A 25,032-nucleotide genomic window follows, 5' to 3' on the forward strand; every position below is an offset into this window, starting at 1 on the left:
TCAGCTCCAGAGAAAACGGCCGGGACCGCGTGCGGCGGGCTCTGCGGCAAGGGCTTGCGGGGCGGCGGGGTGGGCCACCGACTGGGCCACCACCGGTATGCGGGCGGCCCAGGATCCGGCGGACCACACCGGCCACTGCGCGTTCAGGTGGCGGCTGGCGCAGTCGCTCACGCTGCGCACGGTGCGGTCGCCGGCAGCGTCCTGCTGCAGCGGGCACAGCACCGGCTGCAGGCCGGCAAAGTGCAGCAGCTTGGCGGCGGCATAGGTGTCCAGGCCGGCCTGGGCCGGGCCCACCACCGGCACCATGGTGTGGGCGCCGGTGTCGCACAGCAGCTCGCCCAGGGCGGCCGCAGGGGCGAACAGCAGCACCACCACGTCGGCGGCAAACGGGGCCAGCAGGCGCGAGAGCGCGGCACGCGGGCCGCCGGCACGGGCGGTGTCCAGCAGCCGTTCCAGGCCCAGGGCGGCCGGCAGCACCAGCCAGTCGGCGTCGTCCAGCGGGCGTTCCAGCTGCACCACCGAGGGGTCGATGAGGGCGCGCAGCAGGCCCAGGGGCAGGTCGCGGCTGCTGCCGGTGCGGTGCAGCGCGGGTTGTTCGGTGGCGGTGGCGTCCAGCACGGCCACGGCGTGGCCGGCAGCGCTCAGGCGGGCAGCCACTTCGCACAGCCAGTCGTACGACTGGGCCGGGCGGGCGCTGCTGGCCAGCGGCATCAGCAGGGCGCTGCCGGACAGGGCGGCGCCTTGCAGCCCTGCGGCCTGGTGGGCGCCAGGCTCAAACACGGGCGCCTCCGAGCTGGATGCCGGCGCCGGTGGCCTGGGCAAAGTAGTAGCCCAGATCGTCAGGCACCGGGTCGTGGGCGGCCTTGGTCTGGGCGCCCATGGACAGGCGGACCAGGGCGGCGGAGTCGGGGTTCTGCCAGTCTTCGGGCACGCGCTGGCCGTTGGCCACGCCGCGCAGCACCGCCTGGTGGCGGATGAGGGCGTCGAGCACCGGGCCGAGCTTGGCGGCCTCGTCCACCTTGGACATGACCACACCGTGCAGGCCACCGACCTTGAAGGAGGCCATGACCTCGTCCAGCGTGTCGCCGTGGGCGCCGGCGTTGAGCACCATCACCTTCTTGATGCCGGGCTGGTCGAGCACGTCCAGCATGTCCTGGATGCGCTGGTCGCGCTGGCCCAGGCCGGCGGTGTCGATGATGACCAGGCGCTTGCCCGAGAGCAGGTTGAGGAGGTCCTTGAGGGCGGCACGGTCGTGGGCCAGGTGGGCCACCACGCCGAGCATGCGGCCGTAGGTGCGCAGCTGTTCGTAGCCGGAGACGCGGTAGGTGTCCAGGGTGATCAGGCCCACGCTGCCGGCGCCGTACTGCTTGACGCACTGGGCGGCCATCTTGGCGGCGGTGGTGGTCTTGCCCACGCCGGTGGCGCCGATCAGGGCGACCACACCACCCTCTTCCACCAGGCCGGCACCGGGGGCGGCGACCTTGAGGTTGCGGGTGAGCACGTCCATGACCCAGCGCACGGCTTCGGCCGGGCCGGCTTCGGTGGGGACTCGCTCCAGCACGGCACGGGCCATGGAGGGCGAGTAGCCGGCACGGATGAGCTTGTGCATGAGCTGCGACTGGATCGGGTTCTGGCGCGACGAGCCGATCCAGGCCAGGGTGTTGAAGCGCTCTTCGATCATCTCGCGCAGGGCCGAGATCTCGACCGCCATGCGGTTGTTCTCGTCCTTGGGGAAGCGGGCCGGCTCGGAATGGGCCCAGGCGGCCTCTTCGCGGGTGCGGATGGGCTGCGGCGCGGGCGCCATGGTGATGGGGCCGGTCGGGGCGTTGAAGCGCTGCACCGGAATGGCCGGGGCGGCGGGCTGGGCCACCGGGCGGGCCACGGGCTGGGCGGCGGCACGCTCGGCGGGGCGGGCGGCTTCCTGCACCGGGGCAGCGGCGGCGCCCATTTCCTCGCGGCGCTTGCGCAGCATGCGTTCACGCACATAGTCCTGGAACGACAGGGTGCTCATGGCCAGGGCCTCGGTGTCGCTCTCCACCGACTGGCTGGCCGGGGCGGCGCTGCGGGCAGCCGGTTCGGCCACCGGCTGGGCCGGCGCTTGAACGGCCGGCTGGGGCAGGCCACGGGCCGCACCGGTGAGGCTGGCCAGGCTTTCTTCGGCCGCGGCCATGACCTCGAAACCCTCGGCGGTGTTGCGGGACGACAGGATCACCGCGCTGTCGCCCAGGGCCCGGCGGGCCTTGGACATGGCTTCACGCGAGGTGGGGGCAAGGAATCGCTGGATGTTCATGCTGCAAGCTCTCCAAGAATCGGGCCGATGCGGATCAGGTGGGTTTCAGGAATTTCGCCGTGGGCGAGCACCTGCAGGCGCGGGGCTGCGCGGCGCAGCAGACGGGCCATGGCGGTGCGGATGGCGTCGGGCACCAGCAGGCAGGCGGGCACGCCCTTTTCTTCCTGCCGGATGGCGATGTCGGTGGCGGATTTGCTCAGCATCTCGGCCACACCGGGGTCCAGGGCAGCGCCGCCCTGGCCGGTGAGGGCCTGCATCAGCAGGCGCTCCAGGCCGGGCTCGATGGCGATGACTTCGAGCTCTTTGACCGGGCCGTAGATCTGCTGGACGATGGCCGGGGCCAGGGCCAGGCGCACGCGGCGGGCCAGTTCGGCCGGGTCGGTGACGCTGGGGGCGTGTTCGGCGATCGCCTCGATGATGGTGCGGATGTCGCGCACGTGCACACCTTCTTCCAGCAGCAGCTGCAGGACTTTCTGGAAGGTGGCCACAGGAATCATTTTGGGGACGACTTCTTCGATCAGCTTGGGGGCCAGGCGGGTCACGTGTTCGACCAGGTCCTGGGTCTCGGTCCGGCTGAGCAAGCGCGCGGCCTGGACTTGCATCAAGTGTGAGAGATGGGTGGCCAGCACGGTCTCGGAATCAACGACCGTAAAACCGGCCATTTGCGCGCTCTCCTTCTGCTTCTCGTCGATCCAGTGCGCGGGCAGGCCGAAAGCGGGGTCGGTGGTGGGGGTGCCGATCAGCGGGGTGCCGATGCCGCCCGGATCGATGGCCAGGAACATGCCGGGAAACACCTCGCCCTGGCCCACCACCACGCCACGCAGGGTGATGCGGTAGGCGCTGGGGTGCAGCTCCAGGTTGTCGCGCACATGCACCGGCGGCGGCAGGAAACCCACGTCCTGGGCGAACTTCTTGCGCACGCCCTTGATGCGGGTCAGCAGGTCGCCCTGGCGGGTCTTGTCCACCAGCGCGATCAGGCGGTAGCCCAGCTCCAGGCCCAGCAGGTCGATGGGCTGCAGGTCGTCCCAGCTGGCTTCGCCGTCGGCGGCCGGGGCGGCCGGGGCTTCCTCGGCCACCGGCTGGAGCGACTGCTGGTGGCGCCACCAGGCCAGACCGCCGGCCATGGCGGCGAACGCCAGGAAAAACACATGCGGCATGCCCGGAATCACGCCGAGCAGGAACAGCACGCCGGCGGTCACGCCCAGCACCCGGGTGGACAGGAACATCTGCTCCACCACCTGGGCACCCAGGTCTTCGTCCTTGCCCACCCGCGAGACCACCATGGCGGCGGCCACCGAGATCAGCAGCGAGGGGATCTGCGCCACCAGCGCGTCGCCCACGGCCAGCAGGATGTAGCTGTCGGCGGCCTGGCCGGCCGACAGGCCGTGCTGGACCATGCCGATGATCAGGCCGCCGACGATGTTGATGATCAGGATCAGGATGCCGGCGATGGCGTCGCCGCGCACGAACTTGGAGGCACCGTCCATGGAGCCGAAGAACTCGGCTTCCTCGCCCACCTCGGCGCGGCGGCGCTTGGCCTCCTTCTCGTCGATCAGGCCGGCGCCCAGGTCAGCGTCGATGGCCATCTGCTTGCCGGGCATGGCGTCCAGGGTGAAGCGGGCCGACACCTCGGCGATGCGCTCGGAACCCTTGGTGATCACCACGAAGTTGATCACCACCAGGATGATGAACACCACGAAACCGACCGCGAAGTTGCCGCCGATCAGGAAGTGGCCGAAGGCCTCGATCACCGCACCGGCCGCGCCAGGGCCGGTGTGGCCTTCCAGCAGCACCACCCGGGTGGAGGCCACGTTGAGCGACAGGCGCAGCAGCGTGGTGAGCAGCAGCACGGTGGGGAACACCGAGAAGTCCAGCGGCCGCTTCATGTAGGCGGCCACCATCATCACGATCAGCGCCAGCGCGATGTTGAGGGTGAAGAAGGTGTCCAGCAGCCAGGGCGGCAGGGGCAGCACCATCATGGAGAGGATGGTGATCACCAGCATGGGGGCGGCCAGGCCACCGGCCCAGCCGGCGTTGCGGCGGAACCATTGCTGCAGGGGCTCGAGAGCGTTCATGCAGCGATTGTGAAAATCTTGAGGGTTGGCGATCGCGGGAAAAGCGGGGGGAAAACGGCCAGATCGGACTGCGCACGGTGCACCGGACGGGTTTTAAGCCCTGACCGATTCGTCAAGGTTTCAAGGGCCCGGGAACGGGCGGCCCCGACATGCGTACCCAGGGGCTTCGTCACTTCCCCAGGCAGGTCCGCATGAAACGCACGTCATCCTCCCTCACGCCGCCCCCGCAAGGGTCACCCGACCGCGCCACGGTGGCCGTGTCCACGGCGTCCACCGCAGAGCAGCCACCCGAGGTCGACGTGGCGGAACCGATCACGGAAGACACGCCCGACGAGGTCCTCACGGCGCGGCGGCATCAAGCCCTGCAGAGCGGCGACGACGAGACCCTGAGCGACCTGCTGGCGATCAGGCCGCAACTGCCCATGCAGCTGCACATGGACGGCTCGACCCAGGCCGAGACGGTGTGCACCCTGGTCCATGCACTGCCGGACGACAGCCCCTCGCCCCCCATCGAGCTGAGCGGCTCGCTGCCGGACCAGACACCGGTCGAGGCACTGGCCACCCTGTTCACCCACCCGACGCTGAGCACCCTGTCCCTGACCCGGATCGTGCTGACCCGCGAGGAGGTGGCCGGCGTGGCCAACGCGGTCCGGACCGCGCCATCGGCACTGACCTCGCTGAGCTGCAGCGACGACATGGACTGCCTTCTGGACCCGGGCTTCGCGGACCTGATCGAGGCGCTCGGCTCGCTTCGCCGGCTCAAGCTGGTCAACGCCAGCGGCGCGTTCAACCCCATGGACGCCGACGGCCCGGCAGCGCTCCGGCTCGGACAGGTGCTGCTGGACAAGGCACTGGATGCCATCGAGCTGCATGATTTCGGCCCCTTCATGGAGGCCCTGCGACACGGCTGCACGGGCGGGCATCTGCCCGCCTGGGGCGAGTTGACCGTATCGAAGATGGGGCTGACCCCGAACGACACCCGCGAGATCACGGAACTGACCGTCGTGCTGGCCCACTGTGTGGCCACGCCCGATCTGCGCACGCTCACCCTCAAGGGCTTCTTCATCCGGGAACAGGATGCGGACGATCCCGCTGGCGGCACGCTGGTGCTGGATGACTTCTTCTTCGACGAAGAAAACCCCGAGCCGCCGGCAGAGACCCAGGGGCCGTGCAGCGGCGCGGCCTACGGCATGGCACGGGCCTTGGCCGAGGCGCTGTCCCGGCGGAGCGCACCGTTGCAGGTCGCGCTGGAATCGCCCGACATCGAGGTGCTGAACCTGCTGATGGGCGGGTTCACCGGGCACCCCGCCGAACCCGGTGCCAGCCTGACGACACACGGCGTGGCCGACAGTCCCGGGCCGGGCGGCGCCCATTGCCTGTGCGCGCTCGGCATCGTCTGGCGACCCGACCTCGTGGATCTCGTGACGGTCATGCCGGACACCGGCCCGCACCCCTGGGTGGATGGCTTCCTGCAGGGCATCGCGGCATGGGTGACGCGGCTGGGCCGGCTGGACTCGCTGACGGTCACGCTGGACCCGGCGCTGGCCCCCAGGGACGAGATCAGGGGACCCATCGATTTCGCACCGATGCCGGGGACCGGCAGCTTGAGCGAGCTGGCCCGGGCCCTGGCGCCCACCCACCTGACATCGCTCACGTTCGACGGTGCCGTGTTCACACCAGTGCCGGACCTGCTGCACCCCTGCCTGCAGCGGGTCCATGCGCGCGCGCTGCACGTCGAACTGCAGACGAGTGCGCTCGACGTCTGCTTCGATTTCCTGTACCCGGGCCAGGACCCCGACCAGGTCCCGCACATGCACCTGCCCGCCGAGCTGGGCCGGCGCCTGGTCACCGACATCGGCGCATCCAGACCCCATCCGATGACCACCCTGCCGGCACTGACACGCCGGCAGCTGACCACCTTCGTGGACCGTTACAACGAGCTGGTCCGCAGGGAGAATGCCCGCCGCCCGGATTCCATGCCCCGGTTGCCGGAGCACCCGCTGACCGCGACCGCCGCGGGCGGGTCGGGCGATCCGGGCTGATCAGGTGCCCGCCGCCGCCGGCTTGCGGTAGTGCGGATCGAGTTCCTGCGGCACCTGCGGCACCGGCTCGGCCGGCATCACGCCCTCGCCCCGCAAGGCGGCCTTGAGCTGGTACACATAGGCCAGCACCTGGGCCACGGCGGTGTAGAGGGCCGAGGGGATTTCCTGGTCGATCTCGGCATGGGCATACAGGGCACGGGCCAGCATGGGCGACTGCAGCACCGGCACCTTGGCATCCTTGGCCACATCGCGGATCTTCAGGGCCAGCATGTCCGAGCCCTTGGCCACCACGCGGGGTGCGGCCATGGTGGCCTCGTCGTAGCGCAGGGCCACGGCGTAGTGGGTGGGGTTCATGACCACCAGGTCGGCCTTGGGCACGGCCTTGATGCTCATGCGCTGGGCGATCTCGCGGGCGCGGGCGCGGCGCTTGCCCTTGAGGTGCGGGTCGCCTTCGCTTTCCTTGTGCTCGCGCTTGACCTCGTCGTGCGACATGCGCAGCTGCTGCTTGTGCAGGAACTTCTGGACGGGGAAGTCGATGGCCGCCACCACCGCCACGGTCACCATGAGGCCGGCCACGCCGGCCATCATCCAGCGGCCGAGCTGGCCGATGCCGGACTCCAGCGGCTGCATCACCAGCGAGCTGAAATCACCCAGGTGCGATGACAGGAACTGCCAGCCCACGGCCCCCACGATGAGGGTGATGACGCTGAGCTTGGCGGTCTCCACCAGCTGCTGCTTCGAGAACAGCCGACCGAAACCGGAGAGCGGGTTGATGCGCGAGAGATCGGGCGTGATGGGCTTGGTGGACAGCGTCCAGCTGCCCGAGGCAAAGGCCACGGCCAGAACGAACACCAGCAGCACCACCCCCAGCGGCAGGTACAGCACCAGCCCCTGACCGAAGGCGTCCATGGCGCGCTGCAGGCCGACCTCGGGCGTGACCACGGCGGCCCGGTCGAAGCGCAGCTGGCCGCGCAGGCCGTCGCGCAGCAGGCCGAAGGCCAGCGGCAAGGCCAGCATGAGCAGGGCCGATCCGGCACCGAGCACCGCCAGATTGAGCAGGTCCTTGGAACGCGCCACCTGGCCATCGTCGCGCGCCTTCTTCAGGCGCTGCGGCGTGGCTGGCAGGGTTTTGTCTTGGGCGGAATCGGACATGGATCGACCTGGAAGATGTCAGGTCGATTGTGCGAAGCCGCCCTGCGCACAAAGCCGCGATAAGGCGCCAGGCCCGGGCGCATTTGCAGGGATCAGAACCCCAGGCTGGCCAGCAGGTCGTCCACGCCCTGCTGGTCGGTCACCACGTCGGTGCGGCCTTCGGCGTTGACCACCGGGCCGGCCAGGGCTTCGCAGGAGGCGTCCTGGCCGGGCTGGCCGGACGGGGCGCTCTGCAGCAGCAGGCCCAGCAGCTGTTCTTCTATCGTGCCGGCGAGCTGCACCACGCGCGCGATCACCTGGCCGGTGAGGTCGTGGAAGTCCTGGGCCATCATGATTTCGGTCAGGCGGCTGTCGGTCTTCTCGCTCAGGGCCACCACGTCGGTGGACCATTCCATGAGTTCGGGCATGGCATGGCGCAGGCCCGGCACACGGCGGATGGTGTCGGACAGGTCGCGGCCGCGCTGCATGAGCTGTTCCTGCTCCTGCTTGGCCAGCTCGACCTGGCTGAGCACCTTCTCGGCCGCCTCGCCGGTGAGGCGGGCGATGTAGGACAGGCGGCTCTGCGCGTCGGGCAGCTGGTCCACCGTGCCCTTGAGCTTGTCGGTGTAGCCCAGCTCCTTGAGCGCTTCGTGCAGCTGGCGCGTGATGGCGCCGAGCTGCTGGAACATCTCGTGGTTGCTGGCCTGGCCGGTCGGGGTGGTCGGTGCAGCCTGGGTTTCAGGGGTTGGCGTCATGGCTCTACTCCTTCACAGGCCGAGTTTCTTGAAGATGTTGGCGAGCTTCTCTTCGAGCGTGGCTTTGGTGAAGGGCTTGACGATGTAGCCGGCCGCGCCGTTCTGCGCAGCCATCACGATGTCTTCCTTGCGGGCTTCGGCCGTGACCATGAGCACCGGCAGGTGCTTGAGCTTCTCGTCCTGCTTGATGGCCGAGAGCAGCTCGAAGCCGTTCATGTTGGGCATGTTGATGTCGGTCACCACGAAGTTGAAGTTGCCGGCCTTGAGCTTGCTCAGGGCAATGGCACCGTCTTCGGCCTCGTCGGCATCGGCATGGCCGATCTCCTTGAGCAGGTTGCGCACGATGCGGCGCATGGTGGAGAAATCGTCAACGATCAGGAATTTCATCGGCGTGGACATGCTGAGCCTCCGCTGGCTGGGGTGTTTGTGACCGCGCTCAGGGCCGCGGCGTTGCCTGGGTTTTCGTCATATCGACGGGAATCTGTAGCGCGGGCCGTGGCGGCACCAGCACCGGACCGGTGGCCGGGGCCTGCGAGGTGGTCACGGCCGGGGTGGCGGCGGCCTCGGGTTCGGGCTTGACCGGCTGGGGCGCACCCGGGGCCGGCAGCATGCGCTCCTCGGCCTCGCGGGTCATGATGACGATGCTGATGCGCCGGTTGGCGGGGTCGTTGGGGCGGGCGGGGTACAGGAGCCGGCTCGATGCCAGGCCCTCCACCCGCACCAGCTTGTCGTCCGGCAGGCCGCCGGCCACCAGCTCGCGGCGCGTGGCATTGGCCCGGTCGGCCGAGAGCTCCCAGTTGCTGTAGCCCCGCTCGCCGTTGCCGTAGGGCTTGGCATCGGTATGGCCGGAGAGCGTGATGCGGTTCTCCACCTTGCCCATGGCCTTGCCGATGGTCTGCAGGATCTCGCGCATGTGGGGTTTGACCAGGGCACTGCCGGTGTCGAACATGGGCCGGTTCTGGTCGTCGACGATCAGGATGCTCAGGCCGTCGGGCGTCTTCTGCAGCTGGATCTGGCCCTTGAAGGCCGCCAGCTCGGGCTTGCTCTCGATGAGGTCGCGGATGTTGGCCTCCAGCTCGTCCAGCCGGACCTGTTCCTGGCGCATCTGCTCGCGCTTGATGTCGTCGGCCCGCGCCATCTGGGCGCCCATCATCTTGGCGGCGCGCTGGGCATCGCCGCTGTCGACCTGGCCGGCCTGCTTGGAGAGGTCGCGCCCGCCACCGGGCAGGATGCTGTCGCTGTTGCCGGTGCCCGCGCCGCCCATGAGCGACACCTTGATCGGGTTCTGGAAATACTCCGCAATGCCTTCGAGCTCGCCCTTGGCGGTGGAGCCGAGCAGCCACATGAGCAGGAAGAAGGCCATCATGGCCGTCACGAAGTCGGCGTAGGCGATCTTCCACGCGCCCCCGTGGGCGGCATGGCCGCCCTTCTTGACGCGCTTGATGATGATGGGCTGCAGCTGCTTGCCGTTGGCCATGTCAGCCTCCTGCCTGCATCACGGCGTTCATGCCTTCTTGCCCTTCACGTGGCCTTCAAGCTCGCTGAAGCTAGGACGCACGTCGGAGAACAGCACCTTGCGGCCGAACTCGATGGCCGTGGCCGGCGAATAGCCCTGCATGCTGGCCAGCAGCGTGGTCTTGATGCACTGGAATTCCTTGCCGCTCTCCTCGACCTTCTGCTCCATCAGGCCGCCGATGGGCTCGAACACGCCGTAGGCCAGCAGGATGCCCAGGAAGGTGCCCACCAGGGCCGAGGCGATCATGCCGCCCAGCACCGCCGGGGGCTGGCCCACCGAGCCCATGGTGTTGACCACGCCCAGCACGGCGGCCACGATGCCGAAGGCCGGCAGGCCGCCGGCCAGGCGGGCCACCGCCGCCACGGGCGCGTGGGCTTCCTGGTGGTGGGTCTCGATCTCGGCGTCCATCAGCGCCTCGATCTCGTGGGCATTGAGGTTGCCCGAGACCATCATGCGCAGGTAATCGGTGATGAACTCGACCACATGGTGGTCGGAGGCGATGGTGGGGTACTTCTTGAACACCGGCGACTGGTCCGGGTTCTCCACGTCCTGCTCGATGGCCATCAGGCCTTCCTTGCGGGCCTTCTGCAGCAGGTCGTACTGCAGGGCCAGCAGCTGCATGTAGCGGTCCTTGGTGAAGTGGCTGCCCTTGAAGCAGCCGGCCATGCCTTTGAAGGCGGCCTTGACCACCTTCATCTGGTTGTTGATCAGGAAGGCACCCAGGGCGGCGCCCAGGATGGTGGTCATCTCGAAGGGCAGTGCCTTGAGCACCACGCCGATGTTGCCCCCGTGGCCGATGTACACCCCGAAGATGCAGGCCATGGAGAACAGGAAACCGATGATCACGAACATGGCGGAGAACCTGTCTGTTGTATGGGTGGACCGCGCAGAGAAGCGGTGCGATGCAATGACTATCGGCCAGAACCCGCCCGGGCATGAACGCAAAAAAGCCCCCGTTGGGGGGCTTATTCGGGCTTTGAAGGGGAATCGGCTTCAGTGCAGGCGCAGGCCGCCCTGGCTGCTGCCCTTGCCGGCGCGGGCCGGCGGCTGGCACAGGCCGCAGACGAACTGGCGGGCGTTCTCGTAGGGTTCGGTCACGAAGTGGCCACCGCAGCAGGAGCACTTGGTCAGCGTCAGCATGCCGTTGTCCACGAACTTCACCAGGCGCCAGGCACGGGTGATGGACAGCAGGGGCTCGATGGCGCTGGCGGTCATCTGCTCGCTGTAGAGGCGGAAGGCCTTGATCACCGTGTCGATCTCTTCGAGTTCGCTGGTCTTGGACAGGTACTCGTGGATGTTGAGGAACAGCGAGGCGTGGATGTTGGGCTGCCAGGTCAGGAACCAGTCGGTGGAGAACGGCAGCTGGCCCTTGGACGGGCTCTTGCCGGCCACTTCCTTGTACAGGCGCAGCAGACGCTCGTAGGACAGGCTGGTCTCGTACTCCAGCACCTGCAGGCGGGCGCCCAGCTGGATCAGGGCCACGGCGCGCTCGATGTCACGCGACTCGTTGAGGATGCTTTTCTGGGTGGCCATGTCGTTCTCCTGGTTCAGCTTCTGTGCGTGTCGGGCCGGCTCAGTGAGCGGTGGCGGTGGACATGCTCTCGGCGAACTTGCCGGCCATCAGGATGGAGGCGTGCAGCTGGGTGGTGGTGCTGTTCTCCACCTTCTTCACGTTGTGGTTGGTCAGCAGGTTCCAGACCATGTCGTCGTCCACCCGGAAGCGGCACAGCAGCATGTTGGTGGAAGCGATCTTGAGCAGCTGGGCCGGGGTCAGCATGGCCAGCAGGTCGGCGGCTTCCTCGGTCAGGCCCAGGCGGTAAAGGGCTTCTGCACGGTCCTTGCGGATCAGGTTCTGGGCCAGCATCAGGTAGGTGAGGTTGGCTTCGCGGATCTCTGCCAGAAGTTGTTCGCTGTCCATGTCGTGCTCCTTGAATCTCGGTGGTGGGGTGGGCGGTGTCTTGCAACAACTGCTGTCCCGATGTGAGTAATTGTGTCGACCGGTAAAGAAACTTGAATCGGTAAACGGCTGTTCGGCGCGTCGGCAAAGCCCTCACAGCGTGTCATCCAGACGCCTACATCTTTGGTTCTCAAACCGGTGTGGCCTGTGCAGCGCCCGAATGCGGCAAAGCACGGAATTGGCAGGCTGCGCAGCCGCTTATCCACGCGCTGCCCATCCGCCAAATCTCAAGAATTCACCCTCATCACCGAAATTGACTCAACGAACTTCGCTGAAAGGGGTTCGTCGTCCGGCCCTCAGGGCGGCGAGCAGTGGCGGTGAGGCCCGAGGTGCAGGGAACCGGGTCACCTTCTCACAACCCTTTCAGGAGTTAGTCATGACCACGATCAACACCAACATCATGTCGATGAACGCTCAGCGCAATCTGAGCTCGTCGCAGGGCGCACTGGCCACGTCCATGCAGCGCCTGTCCTCCGGCCTGCGCGTCAATTCCGCCAAGGACGACGCTGCCGGCCTGGCCATTTCCGAGCGCATGAACACGCAGGTGCGCGGCCTCAACGTGGCCGCCCGCAACGCCAACGACGGCATCTCGCTCTCGCAGGTGGCCGAAGGTGCCCTGGGCAAGGTCGGCGACATGCTGCAGCGCATGCGCGAACTCGCCGTGCAGTCGGCCAACGCCTCCAACAACGCCGATGACCGCAAGGCCCTCAATGCCGAGGTGGCCCAGCTGCGCCAGGAAATCGACCGCGTGGCCAAGACCACCAGCTTCAACGGCACCAAGCTCATCGACGGCAGCTTTGCCAACGCCACCTTCCAGGTGGGCGCGAACGCCGGTGAAGGCATCTCGATCGAATCGATCGTCAGCGCCAAGACCACCTCGCTGGGCACGACCGATGTCTTCATGTCCGCCGAGATCCAGGTGACCGATCCCGCCACCGGCGCCACCCTGCCCGCCGTGAGCGGCGGCACCTACTCGGTCAACGGTGTGGACCTGGGCGCCATCGCCGAGGCCAGCACCGGTGCCCAGCGCGCCAGCCAGATCGTGGCCGCCATCAATGCCAAGTCGTCGGATTCCGGCGTGTTCGCCCGCGAGGTCAAGGACGCCACCGGCGCCGTCACCGGCTACCAGCTGTTCTCCGACACCGCGCTGGACGCAGCCACCGGCGGCAACATCGCCGGCCTGGCCGGCGCCTCGGCCGCCCTGGGCGTCGTCACCGGTGCGGCCACCGCCAGCGTCTTCACGCTGGGCGACAACGGCACCACCAGCGGCGTGAACATCAACAGCTTCGGCGACAGCCAGCTGGCCATGAAAGTGATCGACAACGCCATCAACGCCATCAACAGCTCGCGCGCCGACCTGGGCGCCCTGCAGAGCCGTTTCGAGAACGCCGTGGCCAACATCAACATCGCCGGCGAGAACATCTCGGCCGCCCGTGGCCGCATCGTCGATGCCGACTTCGCCAAGGAAACCGCAGCGCTCTCGCGCGCCCAGATCCTGCAGCAGGCCGGCACCGCCATGGTGGCCCAGGCCAACCAGGTACCGCAGGGCGTGCTGTCGCTGCTGCGTTCGTGAACCCGTAAAGGAGCTACCGCATGGCCATCTCTTCCCCTGGACTCGCCAGCGGTATCGACGTCAAGAGCATCGTCTCGCAGCTGGTGGCGCTGGAGCGCGCGCCGCTGGCCCAGTTGCAGACACAGGCCAGCGGCTTCCAGGCCAAGCTCTCGGTGCTCGGCAGCATCACCTCCATGGTGAGCGGTCTGGGCGACGCAGCCGCCAGGCTGGCCGCCGCCAACACCTTCACGCAGGTGAAGGGCACGTCGTCGCAGGCCGATGCGGTCAGCGTGTCGGTGGCCGACAGCACGGCGCCCACCACGCTGGCACTGGATGTGGTGTCGCTGGCCCAGGCGCAGTCCACGGCCAGTGCCGCGGTGCCGGTGGGCAGCGGCATGGGCGCGGGCACGCTCACCATCACCCTGGGTGACTGGAGCAGCGGCAGCTTTGCCGCCGGCAGCGCCACGCCGATGACCATCAATGTGGTCGAAGGCAAGGACAAGCTCACCGACATCGCGGCGCAGATCAATGCCGCCAAGGGCGGTGTGACCGCCACCGTGCTGCGCGATGCCTCGGGCGAGCGCCTGCTGATGCGCTCCCGGGACACGGGCAAGGCGCTGGGCTACCAGGTGGCGGCGGCCGACGGCGACGCCACCGACGGCAAGGACCTTGGCCGACTCGCCTTCACCAGCCTGTCCGGCTCGGGCATGAGCCTGACCCAGGCCGGACTCAATGCCGTGGCCAAGGTCAACGGCGTGACCATCGAATCGGCCAGCAACACGGTCAAGGACGCCCTGCCCGGCATCACGCTGAACCTGCTCAAGCCCACCACCAGCTCGGCCACCATCACGGTGAGCAACGACAAGGACAGCATGCGCAAGGCGGTGCAGGGCTTCGTGGACGCCTACAACACGCTCTCCGACATGCTGGCCACCTCCACCAAATACGACGCCGACACCAAGACCCGGGGATCGCTGCAGGGCGACTCCACGGCAGTGGGACTGCAGCGGGCCCTGCGCAGCATGATGCGTTCCGAGACGCCGGGCGGTGCCTTCACGCGTCTGTCCGACGTGGGCCTGGAGATCAAGGCCGACGGCAAGCTGAGCATCAACAGCAGCAAGCTCGACGCCGCGCTGGACCAGCCCGCCGAGATGACCCGCCTGTTCGGCGCAGACAGCGACAACCCCACGCTCAAGGGCTTCGGCTTCAAGCTCGACAACTTTGCCGACGGCCTGGTCGCAGCCGACGGCTCGCTCTCGGCGCGCACCTCCTCGCTGCGCAGCGCCATCCAGCGCAACTCCAAGGAAATGGACAAGGTCAACGACCGCGCCTCGCGCGCCGAGACCCGTTACCTGGCGCAATACAACGCGATGGACGCTGCCGTGGCCAAGTTCAGCTCGCTCAACGCGTACGTGGCGCAGCAGATCACGCTCTGGAACAAGAACTCGGGCTGAACTTTAGGGTGGACAAGAAAAAATTTTCTTGTCAAGTCCTTCTAAAGATCGCGAAACGCAGCACCGATAAAGCAAGCAACGGACTCCACTTCGGGTTCGTGGTCCGGCACCCAGAGCCGGTTGTCCTCACCAGTCCTTTCCAGGAGTCAGATATGACCACCATCAACACCAACGTGATGTCGATGACCGCTCAGCGCAACCTGAGCGCATCGCAAGGCGCCCTCGCCACCTCCATGCAGCGCCTGTCCTCCGGCCTGCGCGTCAATTCCGCCAAGGACGACGCTGCCGGCCTGGCCATCTCCGAGCGCATGAACGCCCAGGTCCGCGGCCTCAACGTCGCTGCCCGCAACGCCAACGACGGCATCTCGCTGGCCCAGACCGCTGAAGGCGCCCTGGGCAAGGTCGGCGACATGCTGCAGCGCATGCGTGAACTCGCCGTGCAGTCGGCCAACGCCTCCAACAACGCCGATGACCGCAAGGCCCTGCAGGCCGAAGTCACCCAGCTGAGCTCGGAGATCGACCGCGTGGCCAAGACCACCAGCTTCAACGGCACCAAGCTGCTCGACGGCAGCTTCGCCAACGCCACCTTCCAGGTGGGCGCGAACGCCGGTGAAGGCATCGCCATCGACTCCATCGTCAGCGCCAAGACCACCTCGCTGGGTTCGACCGACGTCTACATGTCCGCCGAGATCCAGGTGGCCGACCCCGCCACCGGCGCCACCCTGGCTGCCGTGAGCGGCGGCACCTACTCGGTCAACGGTGTGGACCTGGGCGCCATCGCCGAGGCCAGCACCGGTGCCGAGCGCGCCAGCCAGATCGTGGCCGCCATCAACGCCAAGTCCTCCGATTCCGGCGTGTTCGCCCGTGAAGTCAAGGACAACACCGGCGCCGTGACCGGCTACCAGCTGTTCTCCGACACCGCGCTGGACGCAGCCACCGGTGGCAACATCGCCGGCCTGGCCGGCGCCTCGGCCGCCCTGGGCGTCGTGACCGGCGCCGCCACCGCCAGCAAGTACACCCTGGGTGACAACGGCACCACCGACGGCATCAACATCAACAGCTTCGGCGACAGCCAGCTGGCCATGAAGGTGATCGACAGCGCCATCAACGCCATCAACAGCTCGCGCGCCGACCTGGGCGCCCTGCAGAGCCGCTTCGAGAACGCCGTGGCCAACATCAACATCGCCGGCGAGAACATCTCGGCCGCCCGTGGCCGCATCGTGGACGCGGACTTCGCCAAGGAAACCGCCAACCTGTCGCGCTCGCAGATCCTGCAGCAGGCCGGTACCGCCATGGTGGCCCAGGCCAACCAGGCTTCGCAGGGCGTGCTGTCCCTGCTGCGCTGATCTCCGCGTGGGCTCCTCCGGGCGCTGACAGCGCCCGGACCATGACGGCAGTGCCTTCGGGTACTGCCGTTTTTTTGTGTCTGAAGCCGGCCTGAACAGTGTTCGATAAGGGGTGTGAAACCGGCTGTTTCCGGGGCGTCAGCACCCTACAGTCCGCCCGCAGACGGCCGATACATGAATCATCAAGCACAAGGAACCGACGCCATGTACACCCCAGTCAGCACCCGATCCGCCTCCGCCTACAAGCGCGTTGCCGTCGACACCGGCGTGCAGTCGGCCGACCCGCACCAGCTGGTGGGCATGCTGTACGACGGCCTGCTGCAGAACCTGCACCTGGCGCGTGGCGCCATGGCCCGCCAGGACGTGGCCGCCAAGGGCGGCGCCCTGATCAAGGCAGTGCGCATCCTGGAAGAAGGCCTGAAGGCCGGCCTGAACCCCGCCGAAGGCGGCGAGCTGGCGCAGAACCTGCGTGCCCTCTACGACTACTGCGTCAAGCGCCTGACCGAAGCCAACCTGCGCAACGACGACGCTGCGGTGGCCGAGGTGGTGGCCCTCATCGAACCCCTGGCCCAGTCCTGGAAGGACATCCGCGGTCAGGTGGCCAAGGGAGTCTGAGCATGGAACACGGACTGCTGGACTACTACAAGGCCATCGAACGCACCAGCCGCGAGATGCTGGAAGCGGCCCAACAGGAAAACTGGGATCAGGTGGTGCGCCTGGAAGGCGCCTGTGCGGTGCTGATCGAACAGCTGCGCTACCGCTCGCGCAGCCTGCAGCTGGCCCCGCAGGAGCGCAAGGAAAAGGCGCAGATCATGCAGCGCATCCTGCGCACCGATGCCGAGATCCGGCACCTGGCCGAGCCCTGGCTGCAGGACCTGGCCCAGCTCTTCCACAAGAGCAGCCCGGCGCCGATGCACTGAGGCACCCGCGCATGGCCGGCTCAGACGCTCATGTTCATGATGTCGGTGTAGGCCTGCACCATGCGGTTGCGCACATGCAGCGTGGCCTGGAAACCGATCTGGGCCTTCTGCATGGCCAGCATGGTTTCTTCGAGGCTGACCTTGGGGTCGCCCATCTGAACCCGGGTCTGCAGGCTCGATGCCTCGTTCTGGGCCTTGCTGACCTCGCGCAGCGCGCTCTTGAAGCTCTCCGCCACGCCGCCACCGGCACCGGTGGCACCCAGGCCACCTGCACCGGCTGACTTGCCGGCAGAAAGCGATTTCAGACCGCCCAGGGTCTGGCTGGAGAGGGGCGAGAGTCGGACGTCCATGGCATGTTCCTTCCGCAAAGGGGAATGCCCCGACTCTAGGGAAACGGCCTGTGGCGCGTGGCCGGAATAAGGGGCCAAAGCCCGGGCTTTTCGCCGCTATGGCGCAGGGGGTGGAACTCCATACTCGGTCGCAACGGGGAATGTCTCCCCGACCCGATACCCACCGAGCACCGACCCCGCCATGAGCACCACCGTTGCCGAACTGGACATACAGCCCGCGCGCCGCAGCCCGCTGGGGGAAGGCCTGTCCCGCATGGACAACAGCCAGAAGATCAAGCTCGGCCTGGGCGCCCTGGCCCTGCTGGCCCTGGCCCTGGCCGCCTTCTTCATGGGCCGCCAGCCGGACTGGAAGGTCCTCTACAGCAACCTCGGCGACAAGGACGGCGGCGCCATCGTCGCCCAGCTCTCGCAGATGAACGTGCCCTACCGCCACGCCGAGGGCGGCGGCGCCATCATGGTGCCGGCCGACAAGGTGCACGACACCCGCCTGCGCCTGGCCTCGCAAGGCCTGCCCAAGGGCTCGGTCACCGGTTTCGAGCTGATGGAGAGCAACCGCTTCGGCATGACCCAGTTCCAGGAGCGCCTGACCTTCCAGCGCGGCCTGGAAGGCGAACTCACCCGCTCCATCCAGTCGCTCTCGTCGGTGCAGAACGCCCGGGTGCACCTGGCCCTGCCCAACCAGAACGGTTTCTTCCGCGAACAGCAGAAGGCCAGCGCCTCGGTGCTGCTCACGCTGCACCCCGGCCGCACGCTGGACCGCGCCCAGGTGGCCGGCATCGTGCACCTGGTGGCCAGCAGCGTGCCCGAGATGAACCCCAAGGCGGTGAGCATCGTGGACGACGCCGGCAACCTGCTGTCGGCCCCGCCGGATGCCGCCGGCCAGGCCCAGGGCGCCGACGTGCAGAAGCTGCAGTACGTGACCCAGATCGAACAGCTGCACACCCGCCGCATCCTGGACATGCTCGAACCCCTGGTGGGCGCCGGCAACGTGAAGGCCCAGGTGACGGCCGACGTGGACTTCTCGCTGGTGGAATCCACCTCCGAGCAGCACGCCCCCAACCAGGGCGGCGCCCCCAGCGCGGTGCGCAGCCAGCAGCTGGTGGAAGACGGCAGTGGCGCCTCGGCCCAGCCCTCGGGCGTGCCGGGTGCGGTGAGCAACCAGCCGCCGGCCCCCAGCTCGGCCCCCATCAATGGCGCGGCCGCTCCGGTGGGCGTGAACCCGCAGGGCGCTGCCAGCGCCGACAAGGGCTCCATGCGCCGCGAATCCACCGTGAACTACGAGGTGGACAAGACGGTGAAGGTGGTGCGCGAGGCCACCGGCACGGTGCGCCGCCTGAGTGCTGCCGTGGTGGTGAACCACCGCACCTCGGTCAACCCGCAGGGCAAGACCGTGACCCAGCCCATCCCGCCCGAACAGCTGGAGCAGATGACCGCCCTGGTGCGCGAGACCATCGGCTTCAGCAAGGAGCGCGGTGATTCGGTGAACCTGGTGAATGCCGCCTTCAATGCGGTCAAGACGCCGGAAGCCGAAGACCTGCCGCTGTGGAAGCAGCCCGAGATGATCGACCTGGCCCGCAGCCTGGCCTGGCCGGTGGGCATGGTGGCCGTGGGCCTGCTGGTGCTGCTGGGCCTGGTGCGCCCGGTGCTCAAGCAGATGAAGAACCCCGCGCCGCGCCTGACCCCGCTGGAAGCGCAGCCGCTCAATGCGGTGCTCAACGACACGCCGGAGCGCCCGGGCCTGCCCGGCCCGGCCGCCGCCGAAGTCACGGCCGAACAGCAGCGCCTGGCCGATGCCAAGCGGCTGGCGCTGGAGAACCCGGCGGCGGTGGCCAACATCGTCAAGGGCTGGGTCAACGGCGAAGCGCCGGCCTGACGCGCAGAGGACCAACACATGGAAGACCAGGGAATCCAGGACGCAGCCATCTTCCTCATGTCGCTGGGCGAAGAGGAAGCGGCCGAGGTGTTCAAGCACCTCAGTCCGAAGGAAGTGCAGAAGCTGGGCGAGACCATCGCCAAGACCCGCGCCGTCTCGCACGATCGGGTGGACCAGGTGATGCAGCGCTTTGCCAGCGAGGCCTCGTCGCAGAGCCTGCTGGTGAGCGACACCGACAACTATGTGCGCTCGGTGCTCAAGCGCGCACTCGGCGACGACAAGGCCTCGCTGCTGATCGACCGCATCCTGCAGGGCGGCGACGTGTCGGGCATCGAGAGCCTGAAGTGGATGGACCCGCTGTCCATTGCCGAACTGCTGCGCAACGAGCACCCGCAGATCGTGGCCGCCATCCTGGTGCACCTGGAAGCCGACCAGACCGCCGGCGTGCTGAAGAACTTCTCCGAACGCACCCGCAACGAGGTGATGCTGCGCATCGCCACGCTCGAAGGCATCCAGCCCACTGCGCTGAAGGACCTCAACGAGGTGCTCTACAAGGTGCTGGCCGGCGGCGACAAGATCCGCAAGACCAGCATGGGCGGCGTGAAGACCGCGGCCGAGATCATCAACATGATGGGCACCCAGATCGAAGGCTCGGTGATCGAGTCGATCCGGGGCTTCGACCCGGACCTGGCACAGAAGATCATGGACAAGATGTTCACCTTCGAGGACCTGCTCAAGCTCGACGGCAAGTCGGTGCAGCTGGTGCTCAAGGAAGTGGCCACCGACCAGCTGGTGGTGGCCCTCAAGGGCGCCAGCACCGAGCTGCGCGAACTGGTGCTGGGCAACATGTCCAGCCGCGCCGCCGAGGCCCTGCGCGAGGACCTGGAGTCGCGCGGTCCGGTGCGGCTGTCGGAGGTGGAAGCCCAGCAGAAGGACATCCTCAAGGTCGTGCGTCGCCTGTCCGACGAAGGCCAGATCATGATCGGCGGAGGCGAAGATGAAGCCTTTGTCTGAACGCATTGCCGCCATGGAGGCGCAGGCCGCCAAGCCGGCCGGCAGCGTGCACTCGCGCTTCATCCCGCGCGAGGAAATCGACGGCGTGGCCGCCTGGCAGTTCGATGCGGTGGACGGCAGCCAGCCGGCTGCGGCCGCTGACAGCGGCCCGACCCTGAGCGACGAGGTCCTGCACGAGATCCGTCAGCAGGCCTATGCCGAGGGCTTCGCCCATGGCCATGACGCCGGCAGCCAGGAAGTGCGCGATGCCCTGGAGGCCCCGCTGCGCCACCAGGCCGAAGAAGCCGGCGTGCGCCTGGCGCAGCTGCTGCAGAGCACCCGCAACAGCCTGATCCGCAGCGAGCAGCAGATCTCGCAGCACATCCTGGAGCTGGCCTGCGACCTGGCCCGCCAGGTGGTGCGCCGCGAACTGCGTGCCGACCACGAAGCCCTCAAGCCGGTGATCGACGAAGCCCTGCGCGAACTCGTCATCGACGGCCTGCCCGCCACCGTGCGCCTGAACCCGGCCGACCTGCAGGCCATGGGCGGCGCACTGCGCGAGACCCTGGCCAGCCCGGTGCCCGAGCTGGTGGCCGACCCCACCATCAGCCCCGGTGGCTGCGTGGTGGAGACCGCCGCCACCTCGGTGGACGCCACGGTGGAGAAACGCTGGGCCCGCGCCGTGGGCAACCTGGGCATGAACGTGCCCTGGGACCCGGAGAACGCCGATGTCTGATTCCATCCTGCCCGACCTGGACGGCCCCAACCAGTGGGACCGCTACATGGAAGACCTGCGGGCCCATGCCACGGTGCCGACCTCGCTGGAGGTCAGCGGCACCCTGACGCGCCTGGCGGGTCTGGTGCTCGAAGCGGTGGGCCTGAAGGTGCCGGTGGGCTCGCAGTGCCTGATCGGCAACGGCCAGAAGACGCCGGTGCTGGCCGAGGTGGTGGGCTTCTCCAACGACCGCGCCTACCTCATGCCGGCCGGTGATGTGCACGGCCTCTCCAGCGGCGCCACCGTCACTCCGCTGCCGCCTTACCGCGCCGTGCCGCGCCTGGGCCAGGAGAACCGCCCGCCGTCGCCCGACGACCGGGGCGCCCTGCAGCTGCCCATGGGCCGTGGCCTGCTGGGCCGTGTGGTGGACGCCCACGGCCACCCGCTGGACCACCAGGGCCCCATCGTCGATGTGGACATCGCGCCCATGGACCGGGCACCGCTGAACGCCATGGACCGCGACCCGGTGCGCGAACCGCTGGACACCGGCGTGCGCGCCATCAACGCCCTGCTGACCGTGGGCCGGGGCCAGCGCATCGGCCTGTTTGCCGGATCGGGCGTGGGCAAGTCGGTGCTGCTGGGCATGATGGCCCGCTACACCAAGGCCGACGTGATCGTGGTGGGCCTCATCGGCGAACGTGGCCGCGAGGTGAAGGAATTCATCGAGGACATCCTGGGCGATGACGGCCGGGCCCGCTCGGTCGTGGTGGCCGCACCCGCCGACGCCCCGCCGCTGGTGCGCATGCAGGGCGCGGCCTACGCCACCGCCATCGCCGAACGCTTCCGCGACGACGGCCTGCATGTGCTGCTGCTCATGGATTCGCTCACCCGCTATGCCATGGCCCAGCGCGAGATCGCCCTGGCCATCGGCGAACCGCCGGCCACCAAGGGTTACCCGCCGAGCTGCTTTGCCCGCCTGCCCCAGCTGGTGGAGCGCAGCGGCAACGGCCTGAACGGCGTGGGCTCGATCACCGCCTTCTACACCGTGCTGTCCGAAGGCGACGACCAACAGGACCCGATTGCCGATGCCGCCCGCGCCATCCTGGACGGCCACATCGTGCTGTCGCGGGCGCTGGCCGAATCGGGCCACTACCCGGCCATCGACGTGGAGGCATCGGCCTCGCGCGTGATGCACAACGTGGCCAGCCGCACCCACCTGGAGGCCGCGCGCCGCTTCCGCAGCGCCTACTCGCGCTACCAGAAGACGCGCGACCTGATCCAGCTCGGCGCCTATGTGCCGGGCTCCGACCCCGAGACCGACCAGGCGATCGCGCTGTACCCCGCGCTGCAGCGCTTCCTGCAGCAGGGCATGCATGAGGCCGCCACGCTCAACGACAGCCTGCAGGGCCTGCAGCAGGCCCTGATGCCGCCCGCCCGAACCAACGCACGCACCAACAACCCTGAAGGCAGGACCGCATGAGCCGCATACAGACACTGACCAAGGTGGTGGAACTGGCCGAACAGCGCCGTGACGAGGCGCTGTCCGAACACGCCCGCCAGGTGCGCGACCTGCAGATGGCCCAGGAACAGATGGACCAGCTGCAGGGCTATGTGGTGGAAGCGCAGGCCCGATGGGCGCAGCGCGGCAGCCAGGGTGTCGACGTGACGCTGCTGCTGCACCACCGCCAGTTCATGCAGAAGATCCACCACGCCATCGAATTCCAGACCGGTGTGCTGGCCGACAAGCAGGCCCGCATCGACCAGGCCCTGGCCGACCTGCAGACCGCCGAACGCGAACTCGCCGGCCTGCGCCGCTTCACCGAGAAGCAGATCGAGGCGCTGCAGAAGCAGGCCCAGCGCCAGGAACAGAAAGCCAACGACGAGATGGCCCTCAATGTCTACCTGCGCCAGCAGGTGGCCCTGGCCCAGGCCGCAGGAGCACGCCCATGAGCCAGACCTCAGCCGCCGGCGGCAGCCCGGCCAGCCACACCACCGCACCGGCCCAGCAGGCGCAGAACGGCCACCAGGGGACCAGACCGCGCCAGGGCGCCGAGACCGGGGGCGACCTGTTCTCCAGCCTGCTCTCGCTGCTGGCCAGCACCACCCTGCCGGCCGACGACAGCGCCGCGCCCCTCGCCGACAGCGCCGATGCGGAGCGCACCGATGCCCCCCAGGACAACCCGCTGGCCGGCCTGCTGGCCACCCTGCCCGGCTGGATGCCCGCTGGCATGAAGGCCGCCACGTCCACCGCAGGTGGCGCCGGCACCGACGCCACCGACCGTGCAGGCCCCGCACCGACCCTGACCCCGCCCGGCAAGATCGACGGCGCCACCCCGCTCACCGCCGAAGCCCGCGCACTGCTGCAGCCGCTGGAGCCCGGCGCCGCCCGCGAGCGCGGTCTGGAAGCCCGGGTGGAGCGCAGCCTGAACCACGACAAGGCACGCCCTGCACCGGGCGCCGCCAGCTTCGCCGCACAGGCCGGCCATATGGGTGCCAGCGGCGCCACCGGCCAGCCCGGCCGTGGCACCGAGCAGGCCCCGGGCCTGAGCTGGGTGCGTGCCGGTGGCGCCAGCGACACGGCCGCCCAGGCCCTGGCCAGCTCGCGCCCCACGGTGGCGCTGGACGAGCGTTTTGCCGGCACGCCTGCCCCGAGCTGGGGTGCGGTGGCACGGCGCGAAGCCGGCGCCGACGATGACCTTCGCCCCGGCGAGGCCCTGGGCCTGCGCAGCGGCGCGGTGAACGCTTCGGCTGAAGGCAGCGGCAGCATCGGCACGGCCGGTGCCGGCGGCGCCACCACCGGCGACGGCAGCCTGGGCGGTGATGCCGGCCAGGGCAGCAGCGCCAGCGGCAGCGACACCCCGCGCGACGACAGCACCCAGCAGCCTTGGGCCGCGGCCGCCGACGACACCGAAGTCACCCACTGGGGCGCCGGCCATGTGCGCCATGCCAGCCTGCGGGTGGGCGGCGAAGGCGAGGACGCCATCGACATCCGCCTGCAGATGCAGGGCCAGGAAGTGCAGGTGGGTTTTGCCACCGACGACGCCCAGACCCGCGAACTGCTGCGCGAACAGGCGCCCCAGGTGCTGGGCGAGCTGCTGGGCCGCAGCGGCGTGGAGCTGGGTGGCGTGTCGGTGGGAGCGCAGGGCCAGCACGGCCAGCACGCCGGATCGGGCACCCTCGCCGAACGCGCTGCCGGCATCGAACGGGCCGGCCGATCGGGCCGCACCGAGGCCGCTGCCGGCCCGGTGCTGCAGCCGCTGCAGCCGAAAACCGACGGCAACCGCCCGCTGGACGTGTTCGCCTGAACACCCCGCCGGTGCCCGGGCAGGGCACCGGCATGGCGGCGGATTGAGGCGTTTTTCCCCGGTTTATCCGGCGACCGGTCGATGGGGGGGGCACCCACAATGCCTTTCATGCCCCACCCCCTGCGGGCCCCACCGACCTGAGCGAGAAACACCATGTCTGCCGCTGCCGCCTCCGCCTCCGACGCCCCCGAAGCGCCCAAGAAAAAGAGCAAGAAGCTGCTGTTCATCATCATCGGCGTGCTCGTGCTGGGCCTGGCCGGTGCGGGTGGTGCGTTCTACATCATGAAGAAGAACGCAGCCGCCGCCGAAGGCGCCGACGAGGAAGAAGACGCACCGGCCAAGGTGCACAAGGTCGACCCCAAGCACGCCCCCACCTTCCTGCCGCTGGACAACATGGTGGTGAACCTGGCGGATGCCGGTGGCAACCGCTTCATCCAGGTGGGCCTGACGCTGCAGCTGCAGGACGCCGCCACCGGCGAGGCCGTCAAGGCCTTCATGCCCAGCATCCGCAGCCAGATCCTGCTGCTGCTCTCGCAGCGCACCGCCGACGAGGTGCTGCAGGTGCACGGCAAGGAAAAACTCTCGGCCGACATCATTGCGGCCGTCAGCGAGACCATGGGCTATCCGGTGCCCGAGGCCGAAGACCCCGACGCCGACGCCAAGCCGAAGAAGAAGCGCAAGAAGGCCGAGCCCAGCCCGGTGCAGGCCGTGCTGTTCTCCAGCTTCATCGTCCAGTAAGGCACACCAGAAACACCGGG

At 68.5% G+C, this 25,032-nt stretch carries 24 protein-coding genes; 13 read left to right on the forward strand and 11 right to left on the reverse strand.

The annotated features are described in order from the left end of the window. The 3 genes from WD026_RS09910 to flhA are packed head-to-tail and all read right to left on the reverse strand — an operon-like array spanning position 1 to position 4,365. Positions 1-780, reverse strand: a complete 780-nt coding sequence (locus WD026_RS09910) for a hypothetical protein (protein WP_425723502.1) — start codon at positions 778-780, stop codon at positions 1-3. Beyond that, the gene (gene flhF / locus WD026_RS09915) at positions 773-2,290 is read right to left on the reverse strand and encodes a flagellar biosynthesis protein FlhF (RefSeq protein ID WP_425723503.1); all 1,518 of its coding nucleotides are present in this window, start codon (positions 2,288-2,290) and stop codon (positions 773-775) included. Before flhF ends, WD026_RS09910 begins: the two co-directional genes overlap by 8 nt. Next, positions 2,287-4,365 (reverse strand): flagellar biosynthesis protein FlhA, encoded by a 2,079-nt coding sequence (flhA, locus tag WD026_RS09920; protein WP_425723504.1) that lies wholly within the window; start codon positions 4,363-4,365, stop codon positions 2,287-2,289. The genes flhF and flhA overlap by 4 nt, the downstream gene beginning before the upstream one ends. Positions 4,366-4,556: 191 nt before the next feature. Here flhA and WD026_RS09925 point away from each other — a divergent pair, with 191 nt between their 5' ends. Next, positions 4,557-6,407 (forward strand): hypothetical protein, encoded by a 1,851-nt coding sequence (locus tag WD026_RS09925; RefSeq protein WP_425723505.1) that lies wholly within the window; start codon positions 4,557-4,559, stop codon positions 6,405-6,407. Here the strand turns inward: WD026_RS09925 and flhB are convergent, their stop codons facing one another. The 7 genes from flhB to flhD form a co-directional block, all read right to left on the reverse strand. Next, positions 6,408-7,559: a flagellar biosynthesis protein FlhB gene (flhB, locus tag WD026_RS09930; protein WP_425723506.1), complete on the reverse strand. Its 1,152-nt coding sequence runs from the start codon at positions 7,557-7,559 to the stop codon at positions 6,408-6,410. A 92-nt stretch (positions 7,560-7,651) separates the two neighbouring features. Further along, complete coding sequence (locus tag WD026_RS09935) at positions 7,652-8,293, reverse strand: protein phosphatase CheZ (protein ID WP_425723507.1); 642 nt, start codon at positions 8,291-8,293, stop codon at positions 7,652-7,654. Positions 8,294-8,305: 12 nt separating this feature from the next. Then, entirely contained in the window at positions 8,306-8,692 is a 387-nt protein-coding gene (gene cheY, locus WD026_RS09940; RefSeq protein ID WP_086121957.1) for a chemotaxis response regulator CheY, read from the reverse strand. A gap of 37 nt (positions 8,693-8,729) precedes the next feature. Beyond that, positions 8,730-9,770: a flagellar motor protein MotB gene (motB, locus tag WD026_RS09945; RefSeq protein ID WP_425723508.1), complete on the reverse strand. Its 1,041-nt coding sequence runs from the start codon at positions 9,768-9,770 to the stop codon at positions 8,730-8,732. A gap of 27 nt (positions 9,771-9,797) precedes the next feature. Next, positions 9,798-10,661 (reverse strand): flagellar motor stator protein MotA, encoded by an 864-nt coding sequence (motA, locus tag WD026_RS09950; RefSeq protein WP_425723509.1) that lies wholly within the window; start codon positions 10,659-10,661, stop codon positions 9,798-9,800. Positions 10,662-10,802: 141 nt separating this feature from the next. Then, positions 10,803-11,342: a flagellar transcriptional regulator FlhC gene (flhC, locus tag WD026_RS09955; protein WP_425723510.1), complete on the reverse strand. Its 540-nt coding sequence runs from the start codon at positions 11,340-11,342 to the stop codon at positions 10,803-10,805. Positions 11,343-11,382: 40 nt separating this feature from the next. Then, entirely contained in the window at positions 11,383-11,727 is a 345-nt protein-coding gene (gene flhD / locus WD026_RS09960; protein ID WP_425723511.1) for a flagellar transcriptional regulator FlhD, read from the reverse strand. Between the two features lie 415 nt (positions 11,728-12,142). On the opposite strand from flhD, the gene WD026_RS09965 reads away from it, so the two are divergent. The 5 genes from WD026_RS09965 (at position 12,143) to WD026_RS09985 (ending at position 17,038) form a co-directional block, all read left to right on the forward strand. Then, on the forward strand, positions 12,143-13,339 hold the full coding sequence (locus tag WD026_RS09965; protein WP_425723512.1) for a flagellin: 1,197 nt from the start codon (positions 12,143-12,145) through the stop codon (positions 13,337-13,339). 20 nt (positions 13,340-13,359) lie between these two features. Further along, the gene (gene fliD / locus WD026_RS09970; RefSeq protein ID WP_425723513.1) at positions 13,360-14,772 is read left to right on the forward strand and encodes a flagellar filament capping protein FliD; all 1,413 of its coding nucleotides are present in this window, start codon (positions 13,360-13,362) and stop codon (positions 14,770-14,772) included. 152 nt (positions 14,773-14,924) lie between these two features. Next, complete coding sequence (locus WD026_RS09975) at positions 14,925-16,118, forward strand: flagellin (RefSeq protein ID WP_425723514.1); 1,194 nt, start codon at positions 14,925-14,927, stop codon at positions 16,116-16,118. Between the two features lie 204 nt (positions 16,119-16,322). Next, positions 16,323-16,733, forward strand: a complete 411-nt coding sequence (gene fliS / locus WD026_RS09980) for a flagellar export chaperone FliS (RefSeq protein ID WP_425723515.1) — start codon at positions 16,323-16,325, stop codon at positions 16,731-16,733. 2 nt (positions 16,734-16,735) lie between these two features. After that, the gene (locus WD026_RS09985) at positions 16,736-17,038 is read left to right on the forward strand and encodes a flagellar protein FliT (protein ID WP_425723516.1); all 303 of its coding nucleotides are present in this window, start codon (positions 16,736-16,738) and stop codon (positions 17,036-17,038) included. A gap of 20 nt (positions 17,039-17,058) precedes the next feature. On the opposite strand, the gene fliE is transcribed toward WD026_RS09985, so the two are convergent. Beyond that, a complete protein-coding gene (gene fliE / locus WD026_RS09990) occupies positions 17,059-17,388 on the reverse strand; it encodes a flagellar hook-basal body complex protein FliE (RefSeq protein ID WP_425723517.1) in 330 nt (109 codons plus the stop codon). 181 nt (positions 17,389-17,569) lie between these two features. Between fliE and fliF the strand changes: the two genes are divergently transcribed. From fliF to WD026_RS10025, 7 genes are all read left to right on the forward strand, one after another. Beyond that, positions 17,570-19,261 (forward strand): flagellar basal-body MS-ring/collar protein FliF, encoded by a 1,692-nt coding sequence (gene fliF, locus WD026_RS09995; protein ID WP_425723518.1) that lies wholly within the window; start codon positions 17,570-17,572, stop codon positions 19,259-19,261. An 18-nt stretch (positions 19,262-19,279) separates the two neighbouring features. Then, complete coding sequence (gene fliG / locus WD026_RS10000) at positions 19,280-20,275, forward strand: flagellar motor switch protein FliG (protein WP_425723519.1); 996 nt, start codon at positions 19,280-19,282, stop codon at positions 20,273-20,275. Continuing rightward, a complete protein-coding gene (locus tag WD026_RS10005; protein WP_425723520.1) occupies positions 20,259-20,990 on the forward strand; it encodes a FliH/SctL family protein in 732 nt (243 codons plus the stop codon). The genes fliG and WD026_RS10005 overlap by 17 nt, the downstream gene beginning before the upstream one ends. A gap of 46 nt (positions 20,991-21,036) precedes the next feature. Further along, positions 21,037-22,449, forward strand: coding sequence for a flagellar protein export ATPase FliI (fliI, locus tag WD026_RS10010; protein ID WP_425723748.1), 1,413 nt, complete (start codon positions 21,037-21,039; stop codon positions 22,447-22,449). After that, positions 22,446-22,919: a flagellar export protein FliJ gene (fliJ, locus tag WD026_RS10015; protein ID WP_425723521.1), complete on the forward strand. Its 474-nt coding sequence runs from the start codon at positions 22,446-22,448 to the stop codon at positions 22,917-22,919. The genes fliI and fliJ overlap by 4 nt, the downstream gene beginning before the upstream one ends. Next, entirely contained in the window at positions 22,916-24,274 is a 1,359-nt protein-coding gene (locus WD026_RS10020; RefSeq protein WP_425723522.1) for a flagellar hook-length control protein FliK, read from the forward strand. Before fliJ ends, WD026_RS10020 begins: the two co-directional genes overlap by 4 nt. 153 nt (positions 24,275-24,427) lie before the next feature. Then, on the forward strand, positions 24,428-25,012 hold the full coding sequence (locus WD026_RS10025) for a flagellar basal body-associated FliL family protein (protein WP_425723523.1): 585 nt from the start codon (positions 24,428-24,430) through the stop codon (positions 25,010-25,012). Positions 25,013-25,032 lie beyond the last annotated feature (20 nt).

Source organism: Hydrogenophaga sp. R2 (assembly GCF_049843595.1).
Classification (GTDB): domain Bacteria; phylum Pseudomonadota; class Gammaproteobacteria; order Burkholderiales; family Burkholderiaceae_C; genus Hydrogenophaga.